Origin of the sequence: Pseudomonas sp. 20P_3.2_Bac5 (assembly GCF_025466035.1) — a bacterium.
Taxonomy (GTDB): domain Bacteria; phylum Pseudomonadota; class Gammaproteobacteria; order Pseudomonadales; family Pseudomonadaceae; genus Aquipseudomonas.
Genome location: NZ_JANLOA010000030.1, coordinates 100,488 through 122,930 on the forward strand (window position 1 = coordinate 100,488; position 22,443 = coordinate 122,930).

Here is a 22,443-nt window from a genome sequence, read left to right on the forward strand (position 1 = left end):
TGTGTTTCGTGAGCAATCATGGCCGCATTTCTCTCTCGGCAAGACTGTCGAAAGAAAATTGCGAGCGTGTAGAAATCCCCTATGAAGGCAGCCATATTTCCGGCCTGTTTGTGCGTGCCGAAGGGGTGAATGGCCCGGCGCCAATTCTGGTTCAGGTCAACGGCCTGGACTCCACCAAGGAAATGAAATACCGCATCGGCCTGCCCGCCTGGCTGGCGAAAAGAGGCGTTGCCTCGCTGATCATCGACCAGCCGGGAACCGGTGAAGCGTTGCGCCTGCACGGCCTGACCGCACGCTACGACAGCGAGCACTGGGCCAGCCCGGTGGTGGACTGGCTGCAGGCGCGCAGTGATATCGACGCCTGCCGCATTGGTCTGGAAGGCGTGTCACTCGGTGGCTACTTTTGTCCACGCGCCGTGGCTTTCGAACCGCGCTTTGCCTGCGGCGTGGTATGGGGCGCCAACCACGACTGGCGCGACGTACAGAAACGCCGATTGATGCAGGAAGGCAACCTTCCGGTCCCGCATTATTGGGCCCACGTGCGCTGGGTCTGGGGAGCTTCCGATAACGACGAGTTCATGGCCATTGCCGAGAACGTTCACCTGGACGGGATTCTCGACCGTATCAAGGTGCCCTTCCTCGTAACTCATGGCGCGAAGGACTCACAGATCCCGGTGAAGTGGGCGCAGCGCACCTACGAGCAACTGATCAACAGCCCGAGCAGAGAACTGAAAATCTTCACCGAACGCGAGGGCGGTGTGCAGCATTCCAGCTTCGACAATCCCGTCAATGTCGGTCAATACATTGCCGACTGGGTGGCTGAAACCCTCGGCGGAACGGTCGCCTGAACCATGAAGTGATCCGAGGCAAGTACGGCCGCCAATAGGCGGCCGTACTTGATCAACAGCTTTCAGACAATCCGGCAGCTTTGCTCAAAGCTCAGGCGTGGGCCTTTCGGTCTCAGCTTTGCCACATCGCCATACCCCAGGCTGCACAGGAAGTTGGTTTTCCAGCGACCATCGGGGAAAAATGCGTCATCGACTTTGTCACTGTCGAAACCGGACATCGGGCCGCAATCCAGGCCAAGCGCCCTTGCCGCCAGAATCAGGTAGGCGCCCTGCAGGCTGCTGTTGCGGAAAGCGATCGCAGCGGCGGTCACCGGGTCGTCTCGCAACATGGCGGCCAGGTCGTATGCGGTGAACAGATGCGGTAGAAACTCAAGGAACTGACTGTCGATGGCGATAATAACTGTCACCGGCGCCGCCAGCATTTTCTCGCCGTTGGCTCCTTTGAGCGCAGGCAACAGACGTTGCTTGGCGTCCTCGGACTGCACGAAGACAAATCGCGCAGGGTTGCAGTTGTTGGCGGTCGGGCCCTGGCTGAGTACCGAGTAAAGCTGTTCGAGCAAGCCATCATCAACGGGCTTTTCCAGCCACCCGTTATGTGAACGGGCGCCCAGGAACAGTTGATCGATCGCTTGATCGGTAAGTGCTTCGCTCAAGATGTCACCTCACGGAATGTTCAAGAAGCGCGAACAATAGAGGCGGATTGATCACCATGAAAGACTCCGGAATCCTTAAGGTGTTACCCAAAAGGTATACGGAGAGCCGAGGTTACTCGGGCATCAAAATTTTTTCATTGTTGTCCAATGCCGCTTGCTCGGCCATGTCGTTGAGAAACTGCGCTGCCGGGGTCAACGGCAACTCCGTGTGGTACACCGAATAGATGGGCGGCGCATCGGGAATCCCCGTCACCATGATCCGCGTCAGCAAATTGGTCGAATTGATAAAGCCGACCCAGTGTTTCGGCAACGGTGCGAGCAGATCGGATGAGGCAACGATGCTGGTGACACTCATGCTCGAAGTCGCCTGCATCACGATGTTGGGCGATGGAAGCCCCGCAAGCTTGAACACGCTGAGCACTTCATCATCGATGTTATCCGCCACGGGTGTGGTCAGCCACTCGGCGCCCACCAACTCTTCGAGTGTGGTCGCATGCTGCAAGGGGTGACCACGACGGCCGACGATGATGCGCGGATTGGCCATCAACGGTTTGATGCTCATGTTGGTGTGCTGCTGGGGTTTGGTTACCGGGCCGAAATACAGATCGATCAAGCCATCCCTGATATCGGCCTCCAGCATCGGATAGGTGCCTTCAACGACCTTCACGCGGATGCCGGGGAAACGTCGCCGAAAGCGGTCCATCGTCAAAGGCAGCAAACCCATCAATGCGGCGCCGGAGCACGCCACGACAATCGACCCTTTGTCGACGCCGCGATGCTGATCCAGCTCGTCGAGCGTGCGCTGGTACTCGGCCTGAATCGCCTTGGCGCGCCGGACAAAAAGCTCGCCGGCCTTGGTCGCTACCATCCCCAACCGGCCCCGCTCGAACAAAGTGACGCCAAGCTCTTCTTCCAGCTCTTTCAAGCTTCGGGAAACGACCGGCTGAGCGAGGCCCAGGCTTCTGGCAGCGGCACGCAGACTGCCTCGCTCAACCACCGCGACCACATAACGGAAGTGGTGCATTTTCATCGCGTGAAGGCCCCTCCTGAGGCGAAAGGAATAGGTATATACCTTTTAGGTAACACCCTAAGTGTTTTGCCATCTTTCGACAAGGGCGGCATCGCACTACAGTTTTCACCCTAGCGCCGGTTCCCGTGAAGTTGTCCGTCGACCTCATTTCAATCGATGTATACGCCGTTCACTGCTTGCCAGCACAGCCTCGGGACTGAAGTGTTCCTTACAAAAACAGCCTGACCAGAAGAGAATTTTGAATAATGGCCTGTATATCAAGAGCGCTAATAGTAGGTGGTGGGGTTGCAGGGCTGTCGGCGGCGATTGCCTTGTCACGCCAGGGCGTCCATTGCGAAGTGGTCGAACTCTACGGCAGGCCGGATGGCGCCTCGATGGCGTTGTCCGGTCGTGCGGCCGAGGCCTTGTTCGAGCTTGGGATATACGAGGAATGCTGCGACACCGGCAGGACTTTTGCCGCTGACTCGACTGCCGCTTCGCTCTATGCCGCCGACGGTCAACTGATTCGCCCATCGCCCAAAAGGCCTGAATGGCCAGGCTCGAAGGATGGCGTCGCCGTTTACCGACCAGCCTTTGCGCACATTCTCGAACATACCGCGAGCACACTCTGCACCCTGCGCAAGGGCGTGACGATCAAGGCCATCGACGACAGCGGCGATTCAGCACAGGTGACCTTTTCCGATGGTGAAACCCGCGCGTTCGATCTCGTCATCGGTGCCGACGGCATCCACTCGCTGACCCGCAAGCTGGTGTTCCCCGAGATCGGCGAGCCTGAGTATTCAGGACAGATCAGCATTCGCTGGATGGTGCCCGGCCCCGCCATCGAGGGTGAAGGCTGGTACACCAGCGACGTTGGCAAAATCGGCTTCTACCATCTGCCGCACCAGAACCTGACCTATGTACCAGCCGTTCTAACGGTTGCCGAACGTACGTGGATGAGCGAAGCCGACGTTCATCAACTGTTCACGCGCTTGCTGGACTCGATTTCGGCAGCGCCGATCAAGCAGTTGCACGAACGCCTCGAGGCGGGCTCATCCCTGATCGGCCGCCCCTTCGACTGGATTCTCGTGCCCCAATGGCATCGCGGCCGCACCTTGCTCATTGGCGACGCCGCCCACGCCACCACTGCCCATCTGGGCATGGGCGCCGGCATGGCGCTCGAAGACGCGGTCGTGCTGGGCCAGTGCATCGGCACCGAAGCGACGCTGCCAGAAGCGCTGGACGCATTCATGCAGCGCCGTTTTGAACGGGTGAAAACCGTCGTCGACAGCAGCGTCAAGCTCTCGCAACTGGAGCAACGGAAAGCGCCAGCGGCGGAAAACGGCGCGGTGATGATGGCTGCCTTGACCGCCATCTCACAACCTTACTGATCCATGCCGGCAAAGCCGGCAACCCGCTGGGAAAGTGATTTCCCTGCCCATTCAATCTGACCAAAAGCGTCTTTCCATGACCAACAAGAACAAGGCAAACGCGCAAGACATCTCCGAGATCAGCCAGCTGCTGTTGAACTGGGGGTTCTATCGCGACCACAAGATGTGGAACGAACTGCAAGCGACCTTTGTCGATGACGGCATCATCCACCTGACCTGGTACGTTGGTTCGATCCAGGGATTTGTCGAAGGCTCGAAAGCGATGTCCAAGAGCCCAGTGAAAACCATGCACGTCATGAAGCCGTCAATCATCAACGTCAACGGCGACCGCGCCATTGCGATCACGCCCGCTTCGATCATGGCCCGTTCCGAGGTTTCCAGCCCCGGACTGGACCTGACCTCGGAGGCGCTGTTCTATGACTTTATCGTCAAGGACAACGGCACCTGGAAAATCTCCCGCCGCTACTGCATCTACCAGAAAGACCGCCTGGACAGCATCGAGCCGTCGCTGGTGTTCTGGTTCAAGAGCTTGTGGATGGACACCAGCCAGTTCCACCCAGCGTACAAATACCTCGGTTTCATGCTCGGCAAGTCCGGCTTCGCCGTGCAACCCGGGCAATACGTCGACAATACCGAGGCGACCCACAAGCTGTACGAAGAAGGCCGGACATGGCTTGCCGAGGCACTCCCGCTGCTGACTGCCTGAGCGCCACCAACACCCTGCGCTGTCGCAGGCCGTTGACCCAAAACAATAAATAGCCCGCCCTTTCAGAAACAGGCGTCACCAGATCTGAAAGGGACAGGTTGAACAGGAAGCGTGTGATGACAACAATAACGAAGGGCGCAAGCTTACTGCGCTCGATTGACGAAATGCCCATGAGCCGCGCACAGATCATGGTGCTGTGCCTGTCCGTACTGCTCGCTGCACTCGATGGCTACGACGTGCTCGCTACCGCCTTTACGGCACCGTCCCTGAGCGTGGCCTGGAGTCTCGATAAGACTTCGTTGGGCATCCTGCTCTCCAGCGGCCTCGTCGGCATGGCGATCGGTGCGCTGGTGCTCTCGCCGCTGGCCGACGTACTCGGGCGTCGCCCTCTGGTGCTCGGCGGTTTGACCCTGATGATCGTCGGTTCACTGCTCTCGGCTTTTTGCGAGAACATTCAGACCCTGGCGGCTTGTCGAATCGTCACCGGGATGGGCATTGGCGTGATGGTGCCGTTGACCATGTCGATTTCCGCAGAGTTCTGCAACGCGCGCCGACGGGCGTTCGCTGTGGCGATCACCACGGTAGGCTTTACCCTCGGTTCAATCATTGGCGGCCTTGTCGCGGCGCCTCTGCTGACGCACTTTGGTTGGCACGCGGTGTACATTTCCGGGGCAATCGCGGGTGTGATCCTGCTGCCCATCGTCCTGGTGGTCTTGCCGGAGTCACCGGCGTTCCTGCTGACCCGTCGTCCCGCCAACGCTCTGGCAAAACTCAATCGCGTGCTATCGCGCCTCAAGCACCCGTTGCTGACCGAACTGCCGCCAAAGCTGGATTCGGAACGCCCTTCTTACAAGGCACTGTTCGGTCCGGAAATCATCGGCGTCACCATTCGCCTGACCCTGGTGTTCATGCTGGCTTCGACCACCACTTACTACTTGCTCAGCTGGTTGCCGCAGTTCATCGCTGACGCTGGATTTCCCCCGGCCACGGGCAGCCGGGTGTCGGCGGCCAGCCATGGGGTCGGAATGATCGGCGCGCTGGTTCTGGGCGCGTTGGCGACCCGCCTGGGTGCCGGACGCGTGGCAGCCAGCGCCATGATCGGCTTCGGCATTTTTGTCGGTGTGTTTGGTTTTACCCCGCCGGTGCTGGTGCTGTTGATGCTGGCCGCCTCGGCTGCGGGCTTCTGTATCTCCGGTGCTACCGGGGTGTTCTATGCAACGATGGCGTCCGCGTTCCCTCCGCTGACGCGCGTCACCGGCATTGGCTTCGTGCTTGGCGTCGGGCGCGTCTCCAGCGTTCTCGGACCTGCACTGGCCGGCTGGTTGTTCACCTCCGGATTCTCTCGCGGCCAAGTGTCGCTGTTCTTTGCGGCGGCGCCGATCCTTGCCGGTTTGATCCTCCTGACCATGCCCAAGGCGAAGAACGCTGTCGCACAGTCAACCGAGGCATTGCCGCGCACTTGAACACAAACTCGGAAAGACGCGTACCCACATTCAATATTCAGGATCGATCATGAAACTTGCTTCGTATCTCGTAAATGGCAACGAACACTTTGGCCTGGTCCGTGAGGACGGCATCATCGACCTCGGCTCCCGGCTTCCAGGAGTATCCACCCTCAAGGCTCTGCTTGAGCGCGGCATGGCCTGCCTCGACAACCTCACCCTGCCGACCAGCGTCGACTATTCACTGAGTGAAGTCAGCCTGCTGCCGGTCATCACCAACCCGGGTGCGATCTTTTGCATGGGCATGAACACCCACTCCCATTGCGCCGAAGTCGCGGCGTTCAGCGGCCATGAGCACTTGCCACCAAAGCCGTACATCTTCACCCGCACTGCCCGCTCCCACGTGGGCCACGAAACGCCGATGGAAAAACCGAACAACAGTCCGCTGTATGACTTCGAAGGTGAAATCGCGATCATTATCGGCAAGCTCGGTCGCCATATCAGCCAGGCCGACGCCCTCAGCTATATTGCCGGTTACGCCTGCTACAACGATGGTTCCCTGCGCGATTATCAATGCCACTCGCCAATGTTCACCGCAGGTAAAAACTTCCCGAAATCCGGTGCATTCGGACCCTGGATGGTCACTGCCGATGAAATCACCGACCCTGCAGCGCTGACCCTGACCACACGCCTCAACGGCGCCATTGTTCAGGAAATGCCTTACGCCGACCTGGTCTACAACTTCCCGCAGATCATCAGCTACATCTCGGAATTTACCGAACTGCAACCGGGCGATGTGATCGTTACCGGCTCTGCTGCGGGTGTAGGTCTGTTCCGTAAACCACAACTGTGGATGCAGGAAGGCGATGTCTGCGAAGTGGAAATTTCCGGCGTCGGCGTTTTGCGTAACCCGATCATCGACAGCCAGGGCATCAACCGCGCACCGGTCAGCAAAACCGACCCGGTTGCAGCATTCAAAGAAGCTCTGGAAATTTACAAAAGCCATTGATTGAGCACATTCAGAACGAGGAAAACGCTGGTCATTTTCCGTGGCGGAGTCGATTCAATGTTTCGTAAAGCAGCAGGGTGCATAGTTGTCGTTGTGGGCGTTCTGGCAGGTGTTGTCTTTTTCATGCCAAGGCCTTCTCCGCCCGTTCTTACCAAACTACTGACCGTGTATGCGACAGTAGCGCCCATAAAGGTCAATCCGGTTCGTGACGGTATCTACTATGTGAGCGGAGGGATGGCCAATAGCGGGTTTATCGTCGCGGACTCCAGCGTCATTGTCATTGACGCACAGATGTTTGCTCCGGCGGCGAAAAAAGTACTGGATGCGATCGCTGAAATCACCCCCAGACCGGTGCGTACGATCATTCTGACGCACAGCGATCCAGACCATGTAAACGGGCTCCCCGCCTACCCCCAGGGCCTTGCAATCATCGCCCAGGAGAACACCGGTCCGGAAATGCAGGAAGCGCTGCGAAACCCGTTGCTGAACACCACGTCCACGCCTCCCGAGTTGAAGGATTACCTACCGACAAAAACCGTCAAGAGCGATGAAGCGGTTGTCATCGACGGGGTGACACTGGAGCTGATTCATATCACCCCCGCGCACACCGACAGCGACCTGATCATTTATCTTCCGGCACAGGAGGTTGTTTTTGCCGGTGACATCCTGACCCCGGAAGTCAGCAAATACCCGGGCATTCATCTCAACAAGCACGGTTCGTCCCTCGGCTGGATCAAGACCATGCAGGCACTGATTGCCCTGAACGCCCAGGTATACGTTTCTGGACACGGCGAGCCACTAAAACGCGCCGATCTGGAGGATCGTCTTCAGACAGCGATACAGCGTCGAGGCGAGATTGAACGCCTGGTGGCGCAACACAAAAACCTCGATGAGATAAAAGCAGCGCTCAACGATCCCCCGCCCAAAGGTCTCGCGAAAATTTTCCCCACGTTCACGGACACGACGTACCAGGAACTGACCCAAAAATAGGTCCCTGACGCCGCCTGGCAGGACGCTCAAACAAAAATAATCAAGTACGGTTAGGGCAGACATACCCATGCAATTTCAAAATTTCGATTTGAATCTGCTGCGCTCGCTGGATGCTTTTCTGACGGAACGCAACGTGACCCGCGCGGCCGAAAGGCTGTTCGTCACCCAGCAAGCGATGAGCGCTTCCCTGCGGCGTTTACGCGAGCATTTCGATGACGAACTGTTGGTTCGCGTCGGACGCAATTTTGAACTGACGCCGCTGGCCAGCGCGCTCATGGAACCGGTAAAGACGTCGCTGCAAAGCATTCAAACGGCGCTGCAAGTGCGGCCCAAGTTCGAGCCTGCAACCGAGCAGCGTCACTTCAAGGTGGCGATGACCGATTACGCAGCCATGGTCCTGATGCCAACGGTGCTGCGCTTACTGCTGGAATCCGCACCCTACACGGTCATCCACGTGGAACGTCTGGATGCGGACAGTTACAACCGATTGGAGCGCGGCGATCTGGACTTCTGCGTCGGCCTGATCGATTGGGAAAACCACAAGATCTACAAGCCCAGCGAACATATTCGTATCGAAGGGCTGTTCCGCGATGATTTTGTCTGTGTGGTCGACCCTGTGCATTTCGACGCCGCCGCAGATATCACCCTGGAGCAATACGTCAACGCGCGGCACGGCCAGGTGTCGTTCGGCAGCGACTGGCGCACCTTGATTGATCGCGGCTGGCTGCGGGCGGGCATCGAACCACGCATTGTGACCAAGGCACCGAGCTTTTCCAGCCTGATCATGATGCTGCCAGGCACACCGCTGGTTGCGACCATCCACCGCAGAATGGCGCAGGCCATGGCCCATGCACTCGGCCTGAAAATCATGGAATGCCCGATCACCATCCGGCCACTGGAAGAATCGCTAGTGTGGCTGGACCGTAACGACACCGATCCCGGCCATTGTTTTATTCGGGATGTGTTCAAAGAGGCAGGCAGGAAAATCTGATCCTCCCAATCATTGTTGGAGCCCGGCTTGCGGCGATGGCGCACATAAAACCGCCTTCGCCGGCAAGCCGGGCTCCTACAGCATTGATGAGTACCCAAGCTCCTGAACAAGCCCACCAATTTGTAGGAGCCCGGCTTGCCGGCGAAGGCGACCATGAGATTGCTATCGTCGGCAAATCGGGCACACACACGTTAAAAGTTGAAGAGCAGACCCAACTTGAACGTCAGCGCGTTATCGATATCGGCGGTAAACGAGGGGTTTTTGGTGTAGCCAACGGCTGGCGAGAGATAGATGCCGCGCGTAACGTGAAACGCATAAGCCGCCGTCGCACTCCATTGCGAAGAGGCGCTGTCGATTCTGCGGCTGGCCAAGACGTCGCGAGCTTCATTGCTGAATACGTTCTTGCCCATCACGAAGGTAGCCTTGTCCAACGGACGAGACTGGAATGGGCCGTAGTAGTAAATCCGCGCTTCATAGTTTTGCGTGAAGAGATTGACATCGGAAGGCGCATACATCGCCGACGCCCCCACATACAGACCGTGAACAGGAATACTTTTGTTCGGCTGCGTCACCTGATAGTCCGCCAATGCCCAGTACGCCTTGTTGGACTCCTCGCCACCTTCGAACGCATTGTATTTGGTCGGGTTGGACACGCCACCCGCCCGCACCCACAACCGGTTGTTCCCCGGCGTTGGCTTACGATCAATACCGACTTCGCCCACATAGAGAACCTTGGCGTCTTCCATCCGCGTATCCAGACCGATGCCATTGTGTTCGACTTCGTAGACCCGCCCGTTTGGCGAGACGCTGCGCTGCGCGCCACCTCGAGCATAAAAGCCGTCATCGCCACGATAAGTCAGGTTGATGGTCGGTGGCGTAGTAACCGGGTCACTCAAACCTGCCTCTACCGGAATGACCGAACCCAGTGTATTGGTCAATGTGGCATCACCCCCGGTGACAGGCCCACATAGGAATACAGGTTCGGCTCAAACCCAGCCTTCAACTCGAGTTTCTTGTCAAAAAAGGTTTGATAGTAACTAAGGCAACCCACCGAAGTGTTATTGGGAGGGTTGGCTGCCACCGTAGAAACGCTGGACACCACGCAACCAATTAACTTGGAGTTCGGAAGCCCCAGGTCATCAAGGCCATAGACGATATCGACAAAATAAGTGGCGGCCATCAAGTCGCCGCCCTGCCCTACATAACTGTCCTTGGGCTTGTCGTTGTTTTGATTGAAGTCCGTTATGCCATTGAGGACGATACGCGGCTCAATGCCGATATTGTGTTTGGCTAGGTCGCTCCGCCAGCCGCCCGTATCTGCAAGCATCGAGTCTTGCAACAACGGGAATCGGGTCGTCAACCCCGTGGCCTGCCAGGTCAAAGAGTTGATCTTCGCCCAATCGGCGTCGCTGGTTTGTCCCTGCGCAGCTGAACTCAGACTTGCAGAACACGTTAGGGCCGCACCGACCGCGCAGCAATACACCAAACTCTTCATACAAATCCCCTGTTATTTTTTTGATAAGGATGTTTTTAAGAACCAATGTCTATTTTTCGACTTGAACCCTGGGAGATTGCATGGGCGGAGTGTTGTTGCATCGAACCGCCCATAGACCTCGAGCACTTGAATTGCGAGCGCTGTTTGAATAGTCCCGGTTCAGTGGCCCCTTGGGAAATCACATGTGCTTGTTGATGGCACCAGTCTTACTTGTGACTGCGTTACACGAGAAAAGGGATGGCGAAGACGTTCCGTTGTCGGCACATCTTCAAGAGAGAGAGGGAATCAGCGAACTTTAGACAACGTTGTCCAGATCAAGCTGGACGATGCGCTCAGCCTCTTCATGGCTGACACCCAGGCCTCGAAGAATGTATTGCACCGCGCTTTCAACGGCGGACACTGGGCGAGCGCCTTGCAAGACCTGGCGTAACAGGAAAAGCATCCCACCAATGATGCAGTCCACCGTGGCATCGACGTCGACCACGTCAAAGTCGTTGGAGTCGTTGCCGATCCTGATGTCACGGGCCAACGGTTTACCCATGATCTCGAGCATGTCGTTGATGCTGTAGATCGAGTAAACCAGAAACCAGCCCCATATCGGGTCAGAAATACCGCGATAGACGCAGATACGAAAATTGGTCCCGACGATCTCGGCGATGCCGGTGGTCGGGGTAACCGCCGCCTCGAAGGACTCGACCATCAGTTTCGCATCGTCGATGAATACCGAGCGGGCGATTTCTTCCTTGCTGGGGAAATAGTTGTAGAACGACCCGAACGACAATTCCGCTTCGTCCGTGATGTCGTTGATGGTGGTGGCTTCAATTCCCTTGCTGCCCATGACCGTGCGAGCGGCACGCAGCAGTTTGTTGCGGGTACGCAGCCGGGCTTTCTCATTGATGCGTGGCTTGCGAACCTCGGGAGATTCAAGTGCACTGTCAGCGTCTTTTTTCGGCGAGGGCGCAGCAGTTTTTGACCGCTTTGGTGGCCGCGGGGAAGGCGCTGTTACTTCATTCATTGAGGTGACCAACATGTGACGTTTTACAGTGGGGGCAAGCATACCCGATTCAACTGTAACCCGACAGAAACCAGGCAGGAGGAACCCGCCGCTGTTCCCGACGAGTCCCTGGCGAGCAATGCCTATGGTTAGAACGCGACCTTGTCACGCCCTTTCAGGCTCATGATTTCCCGCGCCTCATCCGGCGTTGCCACGCTGAAACCGAGGGATTCGATCACCGCCTTGATCGCCGTGACTTGCTCGGCATTGCTTTGCGCCAGCCGGCCCTTGCCTGCCCAGAGGTTGTCTTCCAGGCCGACCCGCACGTGTCCGCCCATCAACAACGACTGCGTGACAATGCGTGTCTGCAATGCGCCCGCGCCGAGCACGGACCAGTTGTAGGTGTCGCCAAACAAGCGATCCGCAGTGCGTTTCATGTGCATGACGTCTTCGGGGTGCGCACCGATACCGCCGCGGATGCCAAATACCGACTGAATGAACAGCGGGTCCTTGACCAGCTGACGATCACGGAAGTGCGCGGCGGTGTAGAGATGGCCAATGTCGTAGCACTCGATTTCAAAACGGGTTTCGTTCTGCGCACAGGCATTCAGGATGTGCGCGATATCCTTGAAGGTATTGCGAAAGATTCGCTCATCGCTGGCCTCCAGGAACGGCTGCTCCCAGTCGTGCTTGAACTCTTTGAAACGTTGCAGCAGTTCGTAGGAGCCGAAGTTCATCGAGCCCATATTCAGCGAAGCGATTTCCGGCTTGAAGCGCATGGCCGGCTCCAGCCGCTCTTCAATCGACATGCTCGGTGCGCCGCCGGTGGTCAGGTTGATCACCACATCCGATTCGCGCTTGATCTGCGGCAGGAACTGTTCGAACAGCGCCGGGGCTTGGCTGGGAATGCCGGTTTCCGGGTCACGGGCATGCAGGTGAACGACCGCGGCGCCCGCCTCGGCCGCTTCGATCGCCGAGCGCGCAATCTGCTCCGGCGTGACGGGCAGGTACGGCGACATCGAAGGCGTGTGGATGGAGCCGGTGATAGCGCAGGTGATGATGATTTTTGGTGCTTTGGCAGCCATGGAAATGTCCCTGAAGTTTGATGTGGAAGTGAAAAGGTCAGGCCAGGAATTCAGGCGACAGCGGCGGCGCCCATTGAGAGAGACCGTCGAGACTCAGCGGTTCGTGGGTCACCGGGGTTGTGTCGTTGACCAGGTCGCCGTCGGTCCAGTGCTCGATCTTGTTACCGGCCGGGTCTAGCCAGTAGTCGAAAACCTGACTGCCTTGCACATGTCGGCCGATGCCCCAGGAGTGCTGGTATTCCTGCTGGGTGAGGAACTGATTGCCGCAGGCCAGATCGTCCCAGTCGAGCACTTCGAATGCGCAATGATCGAACGCCGGTTCCTGAGCGCCCATGTTGATCAGCGCAACGGTATGGTGATCGGTGAACTCACTGCCTAGCCCGCAATGCATGAAGGTTGCGACAGTATTTTCCGGTGCCTCGGCGAAGTAGCTGTCGGAAACACGGAACCCCAGGACGTCCTGGTAGAAACTGAACATCGCCGCGAAGTTGACTGTCTTCAGCACCACATGCCCGAGGCGCATCACATGAGATGGCTGGATCTGAATGCGATTGGTCGTGCCGAGTCGGCGACGCTGCTCGGCATTGTTCAGCACCAGCACGGGACGCACGTCCTGCGGAGCGATCACGTTGCCACCGTACAGAAGATCGACGCGCAGACCATCGGGGTCTTTCAACGTCACGATCCAGCCTGCACCCAACTCCGCGTTTTCGCAGACTTCGCTCTTGAAGTGAGCGCCGATGCGTTGCAGTTCCTCGAGGCTGTCCACTCGAAAACCCACGCCGAGCGCTTTCTTCGGACCATGCTCAGCGATGTAGGCTGGATATCCGCCGTTACAGGCTGCCATTTGCAAAGACGAGGCCGTTCGCGCGTGGAGCCTCAGGCCAAAGTCCTGCAGGAATTTTTCCTGTACATCCAGATCTTCGACCTGGTAACGGACATAGGCGATATCGCGTACAACAATCATGTCGTTCTCCTTTTGTAGTTGTTGAATCGGAGGGGGCAATCGGTTTTTCCATTAGCCCACGTCAAACCAGCAAGTGGCAGGATCGAGGGCGTGAAGCTGCTTGTAGGAGCCGGAGTAGAAAAGCAGCGGGCGTCCATCCGACTCCTCCAGCGCCACCACATCGGCGGTATAGATCAGGTGATCGCCACCTTCGTGAACGGAATTGGCCCGGACCGCGAGTTGCACGAGGGCATCCTCCAGTACCGGCGCCTCACCGATCGTGCGATGCCCCGGTTGCTGGTCCGCAACCGGGCGACCACCGAAGTGGCTGCTCAGTGATTCATGTTCTTCACGCAAAAAATTGATACCGAACGCGTCTCCGGGTTTGATACCCGCGGCGAATCGCGCCTGGTTGCGCACCGCGATCAGTACCATCGGCGGATCAACCGACAACGACATGAACGCGTTCGCCGTCATGCCGCTGAAGCGCCCTTCGTGCATGAAGGTCACCACGGTGACGCCGGTTGCGAATTTGCCCATTACGCGGCGAAAAACCCGCGCATCAATATCTTCGACTTGCATGCCCTGACTCCTGGTTGAGACGTCGTGCTCACCGCTTAAATGAGCGGAGTGCCTGCCGTATTGCCGCAGAGGATTCGGCCGTAAGTTTCGAAATTGAGGCTGGGGTTGACGATGCCGTGCAACGAGGCGACGCGCGCGTCCTGCCAGATTTTGGTCATCGGGTTGTTCACCGATGCCAACGACCCACCGGAGGCGGACGCGAGCATGTCCACGGCCGACCAGATCAGGGTTTCGGCATAGCCCACATCACGCCGCACCCTGGCTCGCTCAAGAAGATCCATATAGACGCCTGAGGCTCCGCTGGCATCAATCGCGTCCGCATGGCGCTCGATGATGACGCGGGCAGCGTCGATTTTGGCGGAGGCTTCACCCACCACCAGATGCGTAACCGGTGCTTCTGATTGCTTGCTGTACCAGGAGTATTGAATGCCCCGACGAGGCAGGGTTTCGAGGAAGGTTTCCAGCGCCGCAATGCCAAGGCCGAGCGCAGGAAAGGCGAGGATAATTGCCAGCATCGGCATGCTCGGCACCCGGTACAGCGATTCACCCTCAAGGTGCGTGGATTGGTAATTTCCCTCGATGGCCTGGCTGACCGACGCAATTCGCGATTGCGGGACAAAGACGTTGGTAACCGAAACGCTGGAACTGCCGCTGCCGGAAATACCGATGACATTCCAGTCGTTGAGGATCTGCACCTGCTCGATTGGAATCAACGCGGCGCCCTGGTCGAGCACCTTGCCGTGTTCATCGACAAGGGGAATGCCCAGCATGTCCCAGGTGGCGTGGTAGACGCCGGAGTTGAATCCCCACAGCCCCTCTTCGATCAGGTAGCCACCTTCAACTTTCTTCACCACTGCTTTACGCGGCGACAGCACACCCACCACACGTGCCGGCTTCTCACCACAGAACACTTCTTTCGCCGCTTCTTCACCGAAGAACGACGCTGCGCACCAGTTGGTGACGTTGGTCAATGCAGTGACCCAGGCAACTGAAGCATCTGCGCGGCCCAGCTCGGTGACCACATCCAGAAACGTTCGCACCGAGACCTGGCCACCGCCGTAGCGACGCGGTGTGGTCATGCTCAGCAGACCACCGGCGTTCAGGTCGGCAATGGTGTTTTCCGGAAGGCGACCCAACGCCGCAGTTTCCTTGCCGCGCTCCTTAAGTAGCTGGATCAGTGACCGAGCGTGAGCCAGTGGGTCTGGACCTTCGCCAAGGGTATTGGCGGCGGCATTCGATAGATCGGGGCGCTGGATTGAACTCATTATTTCACCTGTTTTTTATATTTTTCGCGGATCCGCCAGTCGCTACAGCGGGGCCGCTTTGACTAGTTATTGATATACTCTACAAAATTGATATCGTATTCAAATACTTTTTTTCAAACGGCTTTCCGCGTCTGCGTTTTATGCTCCGTGAAAGGCTGCAAATAACCGGTTCCCATCCCGTCATGCGCTCATCAGGGCCATGGCCAATGACAAAAGAGGTTGTGCAATGCCCGGTTTCAACGCCCCGCTTACCGACATGCGTTTTCTGCTGAACGAGGTTTTTGCTGCCCCCGCGCTTTGGGCACGCTTGCCTGCCCTGGCACAGCACATCGATATGGCCACCGCCGACGCGATCCTTGAAGAGGCGGCCAAAGTCACCAGCGGCCTTATCGCCCCGCTCAATCGCAGTGGCGATGAGGAAGGCGCGCAATGGTGCGAAGGGAATGTGCAAACGCCGGCCGGATTCAAGGAGGCCTATGCCACTTATGCGCAAGGCGGATGGGTCGGGCTGAGTGGCAATCCGGAGTTCGGCGGGATGGGCATGCCGAAAATGCTCGCGGTGTGTTTCGAGGAGATGCTTTACGGTGCCAATTGCAGCTTCGCGCTGTATTCGGTATTGAGTTCCGGGGCTTGTCTGGCCATCGACGCCCACGCCAGTGAAGCACTGAAAAACCGCTACTTGCCCGCCATGTACGAAGGACGCTGGGCCGGTTCGATGTGCCTGACCGAAGCCCACGCAGGCACCGACCTCGGTCTAATTCGCACCAGTGCGCAACAGCAGGCGGACGGCAGTTACCGCATCAGCGGCAGCAAGATTTTCATCACGGGCGGCGAGCAGGACCTGACCGAAAACATTGTTCATCTTGTGTTGGCTAAAGTGCCGGGCGCCCCTGCCGGCGCAAAAGGTATTTCCCTTTTTCTGGTGCCCAAACGGCTGGTGAATGACGACGGCGCCCTGGGTGATACCAACGCGGTCAGTTGCGGTTCGATCGAACACAAGATGGGGATCAAGGCATCCGCGACCTGCGTGATGAACTTCGATGGCGCTCAAGGCTGGCTGATCGGTGAAGAAAACAAAGGCCTCGCGGCCATGTTCACCATGATGAATTACGAGCGGCTGTCCATTGGCATCCAGGGTTTGGGCTGCGCCGAAGCCTCCTATCAGAACGCCCGCGCTTACGCCCAGGATCGTCTGCAAAGTCGTGCCCCGGGCGGAGCGGTTGCCTCAGAAAAAATCGCCGACCCGATCATCGTGCACCCCGACGTGCGCCGGATGTTGCTCGGAATGAAGGCCATGACCGAAGGCGGCCGGGCGTTCGCCAGTTACGTCGGTCAACAACTGGACCTTGCCAAGTTCAGCGAAGATGCCGAAGAGCAACAACGCGCCGCAGCCTTGGTCGCATTGCTGACCCCCGTGGCCAAGGCGTTTTTTACCGACAACGGTTTCGACAGCTGCGTCACTGGCCAACAGGTATTTGGTGGTCACGGCTACATCCGTGAATGGGGCCAGGAACAGCTGGTTCGGGATGTGCGAATCGCTCAGATCTACGAAGGTACCAACGGTATTCAAGCCCTGGATTTACTCGGACGCAAAATAGTCGCCAACGGCGGGATCAGCCTGCGTCTGTTTACCGCCGAAATTACCCGGTTCGCTGAACAGGAAGACGCGCCGTACCGCACGGAACTAGCGGCTGCGGCAGCACGATTGGAAAAACTCAGCGACTGGTTACTGGAACAGGCCAGCCTTGACGCCAAACTGGTGGGCAGTGCCTGCGTGGAATATCTGCAACTGTTCGGCTACGTGGCCTACGCCTACATGTGGTCGCGCATGGCCCAGGCGGCGCAGAACCATCCGGACAACCCTATGGTGTCGTTCTACCAGGCTAAACAGGCGACCGCAGGGTTCTTCTTCACTCGCCTGCTGCCACGTATCGACAGTCTGGAAAGCTGCATTCGTGCCGGCAGCAGCGCATTGTTCGGATTGGAGGCCGATCTGTTCTGAGTGGATAACGCGACAGGGGTGGCCGTGATGGATCGATCACCTTTGCCGCACAGTGGTGAACGATCAACAACGTCGAAGCCCGCATTGCGCGGGCCTCGATATCGGTGCACTTGAAGATCAGAAACTGAAGAGCAGGCCTAGTTTGAAGGTCGTCGCGTCATCAATTCCCGCGGCGAACGAAGGGTGCTGCGTATAACCCACCGCAGACGAAAGGTACACGCCACGCGTGAGGTGCATGGCGTAAGACGCCGTGGCGCTCCATTGCTTTGATGCTCCTTCCAGGTGACGAGCCTTCAGAGAGTCCTGGGCATCTTTACTGAACACGTTGTTGCCCACCGCGAACGTCACCTTGTCCAGCGGACGAGATTTGAACGGGCCGTAGTAGTACGTCCGCAACTCGTAGTTCTGCGTGTACAGGTTGACTTCCGGCGGTGCGTACATGGCTGAGGCACCCACATACAAACCGTGCATCGGCATGCTCTTGTCCGGTTGGGTCAACTGGTAGTCGGCCAGTGCCCAATAGGCCTTGTTGGAATCCTCTCCCCCTTTGAACGCCTTGTACTGCGTAGGGTTCTGGATCGCACCGGCACGAACCCAGATTCGCTTGTCGCTGGCGCTCGGACTGCGGTCGATCCCCACCTCGCCGACATACATTACCTTCGCGTCGTCCATGGAGGTGTTCAAGCCAAAACCGTTGTTTTCAACTTCGTATGTGCGTCCCTGCGGGGAAACACTGCGCTGGGCCCCCGCCCGGACATACAGCCCGTCATCGCCATGCAGTGTGAAGTTCACCGTCGGCGGCGTGACCATCGGGTCGCTCATGCCGGCCTGAACCGGAATGATGGAGCCCACGGTGTTGGTCAACGTGGCATCGCCCCCTACGAACATACCGACGTAGGAATACAGATTGGGCTCGAACCCGGCCTTAAATTCTAACCGCTTGTCAAAGAAACTTTGGTAATAGCTGAAGCAACCAATCGACCTGTTGTTCGGCGGGTTGGACGCGACGGTAGAGTTGGTGGATTGCAGGCAAGCGACAATTTTAGAGTTGGGCAAACCCCATTCTTCCAATCCGTAAGTAAGGCCTAAAGAGTAAGTACCACCCTGGACATCCGTGCCTTGTCCGAGGTAACTGTCCTGAGGCGCATGCTTATTTTGATCAAAGTCGGTAATGGCGCTGATGGAAATACGCGGTTCTATCCCGATGTTATGTTTCGCCAAGTCACTGCGCCACCCGCCGGCATCACCAAAGAGCGTGTCTTGCATAGGTGGAAACTTGGTCGTCAGTCCAGTGGACTGCCAGGTCAGCGAGTTAATCTTCGCCCAGTCAGTACCGTTAGTGGAATCGGCTGCCGCAAAAGTTACAGTCGAGCAGGATGCAACGAACGCGCCGGCTACATACCAGCAAGTTGAATTACTCATACTACTTCCTATTATTTTTGTGTTGAAAGTGCTGTGCAAAAAGGTTTGGTTGTTAGCGTTTATTGATTCGGCAAACAACCGGACAGACAGGTGTAAGTATTCTCATGGGTAAAATCACAAGCGATTATTGTTAGTCACGGCTCTTGGTGGTGCGGTAGCCCAACTAGTCGAAAGCATCAGCAACAACACGCCGGCCAGCACCGGAGCAATGGCAAAGAACAGTGAAACCTGGCCGCGCGACCAACCCGCGGCAAACAACCATCCAGCGATCGCTGGACCCAGCACGCTGGCGGTGCGACCAACGCCAACGACGAAGCCAATCCCTGTAACACGGGTTTGCGCCGGGAAGGTCGTCGCCATCGTGGCGGAGAACACCGCAGTGGCACCCGACAGGCAGAAACCACAGGCCGAAGCAGCCAGGATCAACAGCGGCAATGCTGGGGGGGTGAAACCGAAAACGGCCAGAAAAACTCCGAACCCGATCATCGCCATCGCAGCAACCGGCGAAGGCCCGAAGCGGCTGGCCAGCGCGCCCATCAGCAATGCCGAGACCATACCGACCAGACTGGAGATCGCCGATACCAGGCTCCCGGTAGACGCAGGGAAACCCGCATCGGCAATTAACTGTGGCAACCAGTTCAACAGGAAATAGGCCGTGGTGGTCAACAACATGCAGATGATCGCGAAAATCACCGTGGTCTTGATCATCTCCGGCGCGAACAGAGCCCTAAAGGACACTCGCGCTGACGCGTCGACCGTCGGCAATTCGGTGAGCAGAGGGTGTTTCAGGTCGGACAGTACCTGATTGACCCTCACCAGCGTATTCGCCGGGCGCCGACCCAGCAGGTAAGCCGGCGATTCAGGGAGGATGAATGCAATCAGCGGCACCAGAAGGGCGCCGGCCACTGCACCGGATAAAAACACCGACTGCCAACCCAGGTGGTTCAGCAGGAAGGACGCTATCAAGCCACCGGCAATGGAGCCGGCCGTAAAGCCTGTTGCCGTAATGGCGACGGCAAACGATCGGTGGCGGCGATTGGAGAACTCCGCGGCGATTGACATGGTCAGCGGCACCATAACGCCGATGCCCATCCCGGTAATCACCCGGCAAACAGCCAGCGTTGGAACGTCATGACAAAAAGCCGAGAGCAATGAACCGAGGCTCATCAGTCCCAGGCCGGCAAAAACCGTAGGCCGACGACCGAACATATCGCCCAGTGGCGACAACACCAGGGAGCCGGCTGCCATACCGATCAGCCCGCTGGCGAGCAATATGCCTAAGGTTGATTTATCGATGTCCCACTCCACACTCAATACCGGCGCGACGAATGCAGTAGCAAGTACGTCATAACCATCGAGTGCAGCCAGAAGAATAGTGATGCACACCACGAGTATTTGGCGCCGACTCATGGGCAATTCGTCGAGTGAACGGATCAAGCCGGCATTGTCATTAATTACAGTGCTCATAAATGTTTCCCGAATGTACGCGCCCGGCTTGAACTATCGATTGATAGTTCAAGGGCAGGCTTTTTTTGTTTTTGTTGTACGTCTTAACAATTTCGCTACAAACTGATCAATTAATGCCGATGACCTCAATAGGGTGCGCCGAGGGCCGCAAAGGCTTTTTCAAACAAGGCACCACTTTCAGCTGGTGAAGCATTTGTTTGTTCGAGGAGTGATAGCTGGACGCTGGTCTCGACCACTGTTTTTACCCGCTCGTATCGCCGTTCCCGGAAGTTCTCGAGTGCTTCGGGCAATGTCGTCGCGTTCGCGATGCACTGACCAAGCACTACCGCATCTTCAATGGCCATTCCCGCACCCATTCCCAAGTGCGCAGTGGTCGCATGGGCAGCGTCGCCGATCAGGAGTGTGCGGCCGCGGTGCCACTGATCAGGTACCAGAATCCACTCGAAAGGACGACCGATCAGGGCAGCGTCAGGCTGCAGGCGACTGCGCAACTCCTTGATGGCTGGAGCCGAGAAAGAATCCAGCAAGCGCGTGAACAATTCGCGAACATCGTCATCGCTCAGCCATTGACGCTTGGGAATCGAGATAACGGCCGGGATATAGACAAGGTTCTGGCTAGGCAGGTAATAGAAACCCAGTTTTCCCACATCGCTGGCATACCAGCCCTCGCCTTCGATGGCCGGGCCAGGCGCCATCCAGCGAATACTGATCTGGCCTGAATAGTTGGGCTCGCCCATTTCAGGAAACACCAGTTTTCGCGTGGCTGAATTGATGCCGTCTGCACCTACGACCAAATCATAGGTTTGGGTTTCGCCGTTGGAGAAGGTCACCAGGGTATCGTCTTGACCATCGACGATGGAGGTGATTGTCAGCCCTTTGCGCAACGTACACAGCCCGTTCGCTTCTTTCTCGAGGATCTGCGCGAAGGCTGGCCGGAACACCGCAACCGCGTCTTTGTAGCCAGGCCATTGCGGACGGCGTGGCGAAGGCATGAGCAAACGACCATCGGCGGCATACAAGGACGCTGCCGTTGAGTCGATCTTGAACATCCTGCCGGTCTCGCAGCTCTGCTCATACACGCCCAACTCATAGAGCGCTTCGGCCGCACGGCCGGACAACGCCATGGAGGCACCATCGGTCTTGTCGAAAAGCTCCACGACGTCACAACGGACGTCTGCGCGCGACAAGGTCAATGCGGCGGACAGTCCCGCAATGCCGCCCCCTACTATCAGTGCTCGTGAAATACATGCCATTTTTAAAAATATCTCATATTTTTCATATTGTTAGTCGGCACAACCGTTTTCTGGGGTGAGATGGCCAGGCAACTGCTGCGCTGATTGTTGGCACCACGATCGCGACTTTAGGACCCGCTCGAATATGTTTAAAGATGGCAAAAAGCACAGGGTGTTACCTAAAAGGCATATACCACCGGCAGACGACTGGAGGAGTTTCCGGGTGCGCATAGATGGAGGGCGCCAGCGTAACTGCCGCCGCCGTCGGGCCTAGACCAAACCGCATGACAGGTGTCTGAAGGAACTTGAAGTGGTCTGCGCGTGATGTTTTTTTCAACGACATGGTCGAGCAAGAGACACTCGAATACAGCGAGAAATTCCAGCGTATGCTTAAAACTCTCGGCTGAATCGCGTAGGTGTATACCTTTCAGGCAACACCTTCGTGAGAATGCAGTCCAGCTACATCATTCCGGATGAATGCGCGGACATTAAATGCGCGGCGTTGGACGGCGGCAAACAACTGCAGAAAAGTTGTGGGAAGAAAATGTTTACTACGGCAGTACCGGAATCAGCTGTCCTGCCGGCAGGGCGTCGCGGACCACCAGTAAGGGCAAACAGACAACGGCCTGAATTCACCGCCTAACTAACTGGAAGCGCTGGGCACTCACGTGGAAATACTCTTCAGTGGACAGAAGGCTGTCCGACGAGCCAGCAACTGGTCCAGCCCACCACTCCATCACCAAATTTCCTGCAGGATGCATTGGCCCTCACCCTAGGAGGAAGTGACGATTCTACTCAGAGCTATTCATTTTGTAGGGGTAAAAGCGATCAGAAATAAAAAGGGGTCGCGAGACAAAATCTCGCAACCCCTTGAATTATATGGTCGGGACGGAGTGATTCGAACACTCGACCCC

19 protein-coding genes and 1 pseudogene are annotated in these 22,443 nt (G+C 57.4%); 8 read left to right on the forward strand and 12 right to left on the reverse strand.

Annotation, left to right across the window (positions count from 1 at the left end; translation table 11 throughout):
• Positions 1–44: 44 nt before the first annotated feature.
• Positions 45–848: pseudogene (locus NTD88_RS05655) on the forward strand (alpha/beta hydrolase family protein); the annotation flags it as partial.
• Positions 849–910: 62 nt separating this feature from the next.
• Here the strand turns inward: NTD88_RS05655 and NTD88_RS05660 are convergent.
• The gene (locus NTD88_RS05660) at positions 911–1,501 is read right to left on the reverse strand and encodes a malonic semialdehyde reductase (protein ID WP_262155253.1); all 591 of its coding nucleotides are present in this window, start codon (positions 1,499–1,501) and stop codon (positions 911–913) included.
• Between the two features lie 112 nt (positions 1,502–1,613).
• A complete protein-coding gene (locus tag NTD88_RS05665) occupies positions 1,614–2,531 on the reverse strand; it encodes a LysR family transcriptional regulator (RefSeq protein WP_262155254.1) in 918 nt (305 codons plus the stop codon).
• Positions 2,532–2,776: 245 nt separating this feature from the next.
• On the opposite strand from NTD88_RS05665, the gene NTD88_RS05670 reads away from it, so the two are divergent.
• The 6 genes from NTD88_RS05670 to NTD88_RS05695 all read left to right on the forward strand — a co-directional run bounded on the left by NTD88_RS05670 (position 2,777) and on the right by NTD88_RS05695 (position 9,039).
• A complete protein-coding gene (locus tag NTD88_RS05670; RefSeq protein ID WP_262155255.1) occupies positions 2,777–3,901 on the forward strand; it encodes an FAD-dependent monooxygenase in 1,125 nt (374 codons plus the stop codon).
• A gap of 76 nt (positions 3,902–3,977) precedes the next feature.
• Complete coding sequence (locus NTD88_RS05675; protein WP_262155256.1) at positions 3,978–4,607, forward strand: nuclear transport factor 2 family protein; 630 nt, start codon at positions 3,978–3,980, stop codon at positions 4,605–4,607.
• A 98-nt stretch (positions 4,608–4,705) separates the two neighbouring features.
• Entirely contained in the window at positions 4,706–6,070 is a 1,365-nt protein-coding gene (locus NTD88_RS05680; protein WP_410017255.1) for an MFS transporter, read from the forward strand.
• A gap of 49 nt (positions 6,071–6,119) precedes the next feature.
• Positions 6,120–7,058, forward strand: a complete 939-nt coding sequence (locus NTD88_RS05685; protein WP_262155258.1) for a fumarylacetoacetate hydrolase family protein — start codon at positions 6,120–6,122, stop codon at positions 7,056–7,058.
• Between the two features lie 57 nt (positions 7,059–7,115).
• On the forward strand, positions 7,116–8,048 hold the full coding sequence (locus NTD88_RS05690; RefSeq protein WP_262155259.1) for an MBL fold metallo-hydrolase: 933 nt from the start codon (positions 7,116–7,118) through the stop codon (positions 8,046–8,048).
• 67 nt (positions 8,049–8,115) lie between these two features.
• Complete coding sequence (locus NTD88_RS05695; protein ID WP_262155260.1) at positions 8,116–9,039, forward strand: LysR family transcriptional regulator; 924 nt, start codon at positions 8,116–8,118, stop codon at positions 9,037–9,039.
• A 191-nt stretch (positions 9,040–9,230) separates the two neighbouring features.
• Here the strand turns inward: NTD88_RS05695 and NTD88_RS05700 are convergent, their stop codons facing one another.
• The 7 genes from NTD88_RS05700 to NTD88_RS05730 form a co-directional block, all read right to left on the reverse strand.
• On the reverse strand, positions 9,231–9,977 hold the full coding sequence (locus NTD88_RS05700; protein WP_262155261.1) for a carbohydrate porin: 747 nt from the start codon (positions 9,975–9,977) through the stop codon (positions 9,231–9,233).
• Positions 9,974–10,534, reverse strand: coding sequence for a hypothetical protein (locus tag NTD88_RS05705; RefSeq protein WP_262155262.1), 561 nt, complete (start codon positions 10,532–10,534; stop codon positions 9,974–9,976). Before NTD88_RS05705 ends, NTD88_RS05700 begins: the two co-directional genes overlap by 4 nt.
• 295 nt (positions 10,535–10,829) lie before the next feature.
• On the reverse strand, positions 10,830–11,591 hold the full coding sequence (locus NTD88_RS05710; protein WP_262155263.1) for a TetR/AcrR family transcriptional regulator: 762 nt from the start codon (positions 11,589–11,591) through the stop codon (positions 10,830–10,832).
• Between the two features lie 86 nt (positions 11,592–11,677).
• Complete coding sequence (locus NTD88_RS05715) at positions 11,678–12,613, reverse strand: 3-keto-5-aminohexanoate cleavage protein (RefSeq protein ID WP_262155265.1); 936 nt, start codon at positions 12,611–12,613, stop codon at positions 11,678–11,680.
• Positions 12,614–12,650: 37 nt separating this feature from the next.
• A complete protein-coding gene (locus NTD88_RS05720; RefSeq protein ID WP_262155266.1) occupies positions 12,651–13,580 on the reverse strand; it encodes a VOC family protein in 930 nt (309 codons plus the stop codon).
• Between the two features lie 51 nt (positions 13,581–13,631).
• Entirely contained in the window at positions 13,632–14,141 is a 510-nt protein-coding gene (locus NTD88_RS05725) for a flavin reductase family protein (protein ID WP_262155267.1), read from the reverse strand.
• Between the two features lie 35 nt (positions 14,142–14,176).
• The gene (locus tag NTD88_RS05730; RefSeq protein ID WP_262155268.1) at positions 14,177–15,406 is read right to left on the reverse strand and encodes an acyl-CoA dehydrogenase family protein; all 1,230 of its coding nucleotides are present in this window, start codon (positions 15,404–15,406) and stop codon (positions 14,177–14,179) included.
• 226 nt (positions 15,407–15,632) lie between these two features.
• Here NTD88_RS05730 and NTD88_RS05735 point away from each other — a divergent pair, with 226 nt between their 5' ends.
• Entirely contained in the window at positions 15,633–17,408 is a 1,776-nt protein-coding gene (locus NTD88_RS05735; RefSeq protein WP_262155269.1) for an acyl-CoA dehydrogenase C-terminal domain-containing protein, read from the forward strand.
• Between the two features lie 117 nt (positions 17,409–17,525).
• On the opposite strand, the gene NTD88_RS05740 is transcribed toward NTD88_RS05735, so the two are convergent.
• The 3 genes from NTD88_RS05740 to NTD88_RS05750 all read right to left on the reverse strand — a co-directional run bounded on the left by NTD88_RS05740 (position 17,526) and on the right by NTD88_RS05750 (position 21,550).
• Entirely contained in the window at positions 17,526–18,830 is a 1,305-nt protein-coding gene (locus NTD88_RS05740; RefSeq protein ID WP_262155270.1) for a carbohydrate porin, read from the reverse strand.
• A 114-nt stretch (positions 18,831–18,944) separates the two neighbouring features.
• Positions 18,945–20,297 carry an MFS transporter gene (locus tag NTD88_RS05745; protein WP_262155271.1) on the reverse strand — a complete coding sequence of 451 codons (1,353 nt, stop codon included), beginning with the start codon at positions 20,295–20,297 and terminating at the stop codon, positions 18,945–18,947.
• Between the two features lie 125 nt (positions 20,298–20,422).
• Entirely contained in the window at positions 20,423–21,550 is a 1,128-nt protein-coding gene (locus NTD88_RS05750) for an FAD-dependent monooxygenase (RefSeq protein WP_262155273.1), read from the reverse strand.
• Positions 21,551–22,443 lie beyond the last annotated feature (893 nt).

Bases quoted from the DNA above. Each gene is read 5' to 3' on its own strand.
- NTD88_RS05705 (WP_262155262.1), bottom strand. From the start codon at position 10,534: ATGAAGAGTTTGGTGTATTGCTGCGCGGTCGGTGCGGCCCTAACGTGT.
- NTD88_RS05750 (WP_262155273.1), bottom strand. From the start codon at position 21,550: ATGGCATGTATTTCACGAGCACTGATAGTAGGGGGCGGCATTGCGGGA.
- NTD88_RS05695 (WP_262155260.1), top strand. From the start codon at position 8,116: ATGCAATTTCAAAATTTCGATTTGAATCTGCTGCGCTCGCTGGATGCT.
- NTD88_RS05710 (WP_262155263.1), bottom strand. From the start codon at position 11,591: ATGCTTGCCCCCACTGTAAAACGTCACATGTTGGTCACCTCAATGAAT.
- NTD88_RS05735 (WP_262155269.1), top strand. From the start codon at position 15,633: ATGCCCGGTTTCAACGCCCCGCTTACCGACATGCGTTTTCTGCTGAAC.
- NTD88_RS05740 (WP_262155270.1), bottom strand. From the start codon at position 18,830: ATGAGTAATTCAACTTGCTGGTATGTAGCCGGCGCGTTCGTTGCATCC.
- NTD88_RS05690 (WP_262155259.1), top strand. From the start codon at position 7,116: ATGTTTCGTAAAGCAGCAGGGTGCATAGTTGTCGTTGTGGGCGTTCTG.
- NTD88_RS05665 (WP_262155254.1), bottom strand. From the start codon at position 2,531: ATGAAAATGCACCACTTCCGTTATGTGGTCGCGGTGGTTGAGCGAGGC.
- NTD88_RS05670 (WP_262155255.1), top strand. From the start codon at position 2,777: ATGGCCTGTATATCAAGAGCGCTAATAGTAGGTGGTGGGGTTGCAGGG.
- NTD88_RS05685 (WP_262155258.1), top strand. From the start codon at position 6,120: ATGAAACTTGCTTCGTATCTCGTAAATGGCAACGAACACTTTGGCCTG.
- NTD88_RS05720 (WP_262155266.1), bottom strand. From the start codon at position 13,580: ATGATTGTTGTACGCGATATCGCCTATGTCCGTTACCAGGTCGAAGAT.
- NTD88_RS05745 (WP_262155271.1), bottom strand. From the start codon at position 20,297: ATGAGCACTGTAATTAATGACAATGCCGGCTTGATCCGTTCACTCGAC.
- NTD88_RS05725 (WP_262155267.1), bottom strand. From the start codon at position 14,141: ATGCAAGTCGAAGATATTGATGCGCGGGTTTTTCGCCGCGTAATGGGC.
- NTD88_RS05715 (WP_262155265.1), bottom strand. From the start codon at position 12,613: ATGGCTGCCAAAGCACCAAAAATCATCATCACCTGCGCTATCACCGGC.
- NTD88_RS05730 (WP_262155268.1), bottom strand. From the start codon at position 15,406: ATGAGTTCAATCCAGCGCCCCGATCTATCGAATGCCGCCGCCAATACC.
- NTD88_RS05675 (WP_262155256.1), top strand. From the start codon at position 3,978: ATGACCAACAAGAACAAGGCAAACGCGCAAGACATCTCCGAGATCAGC.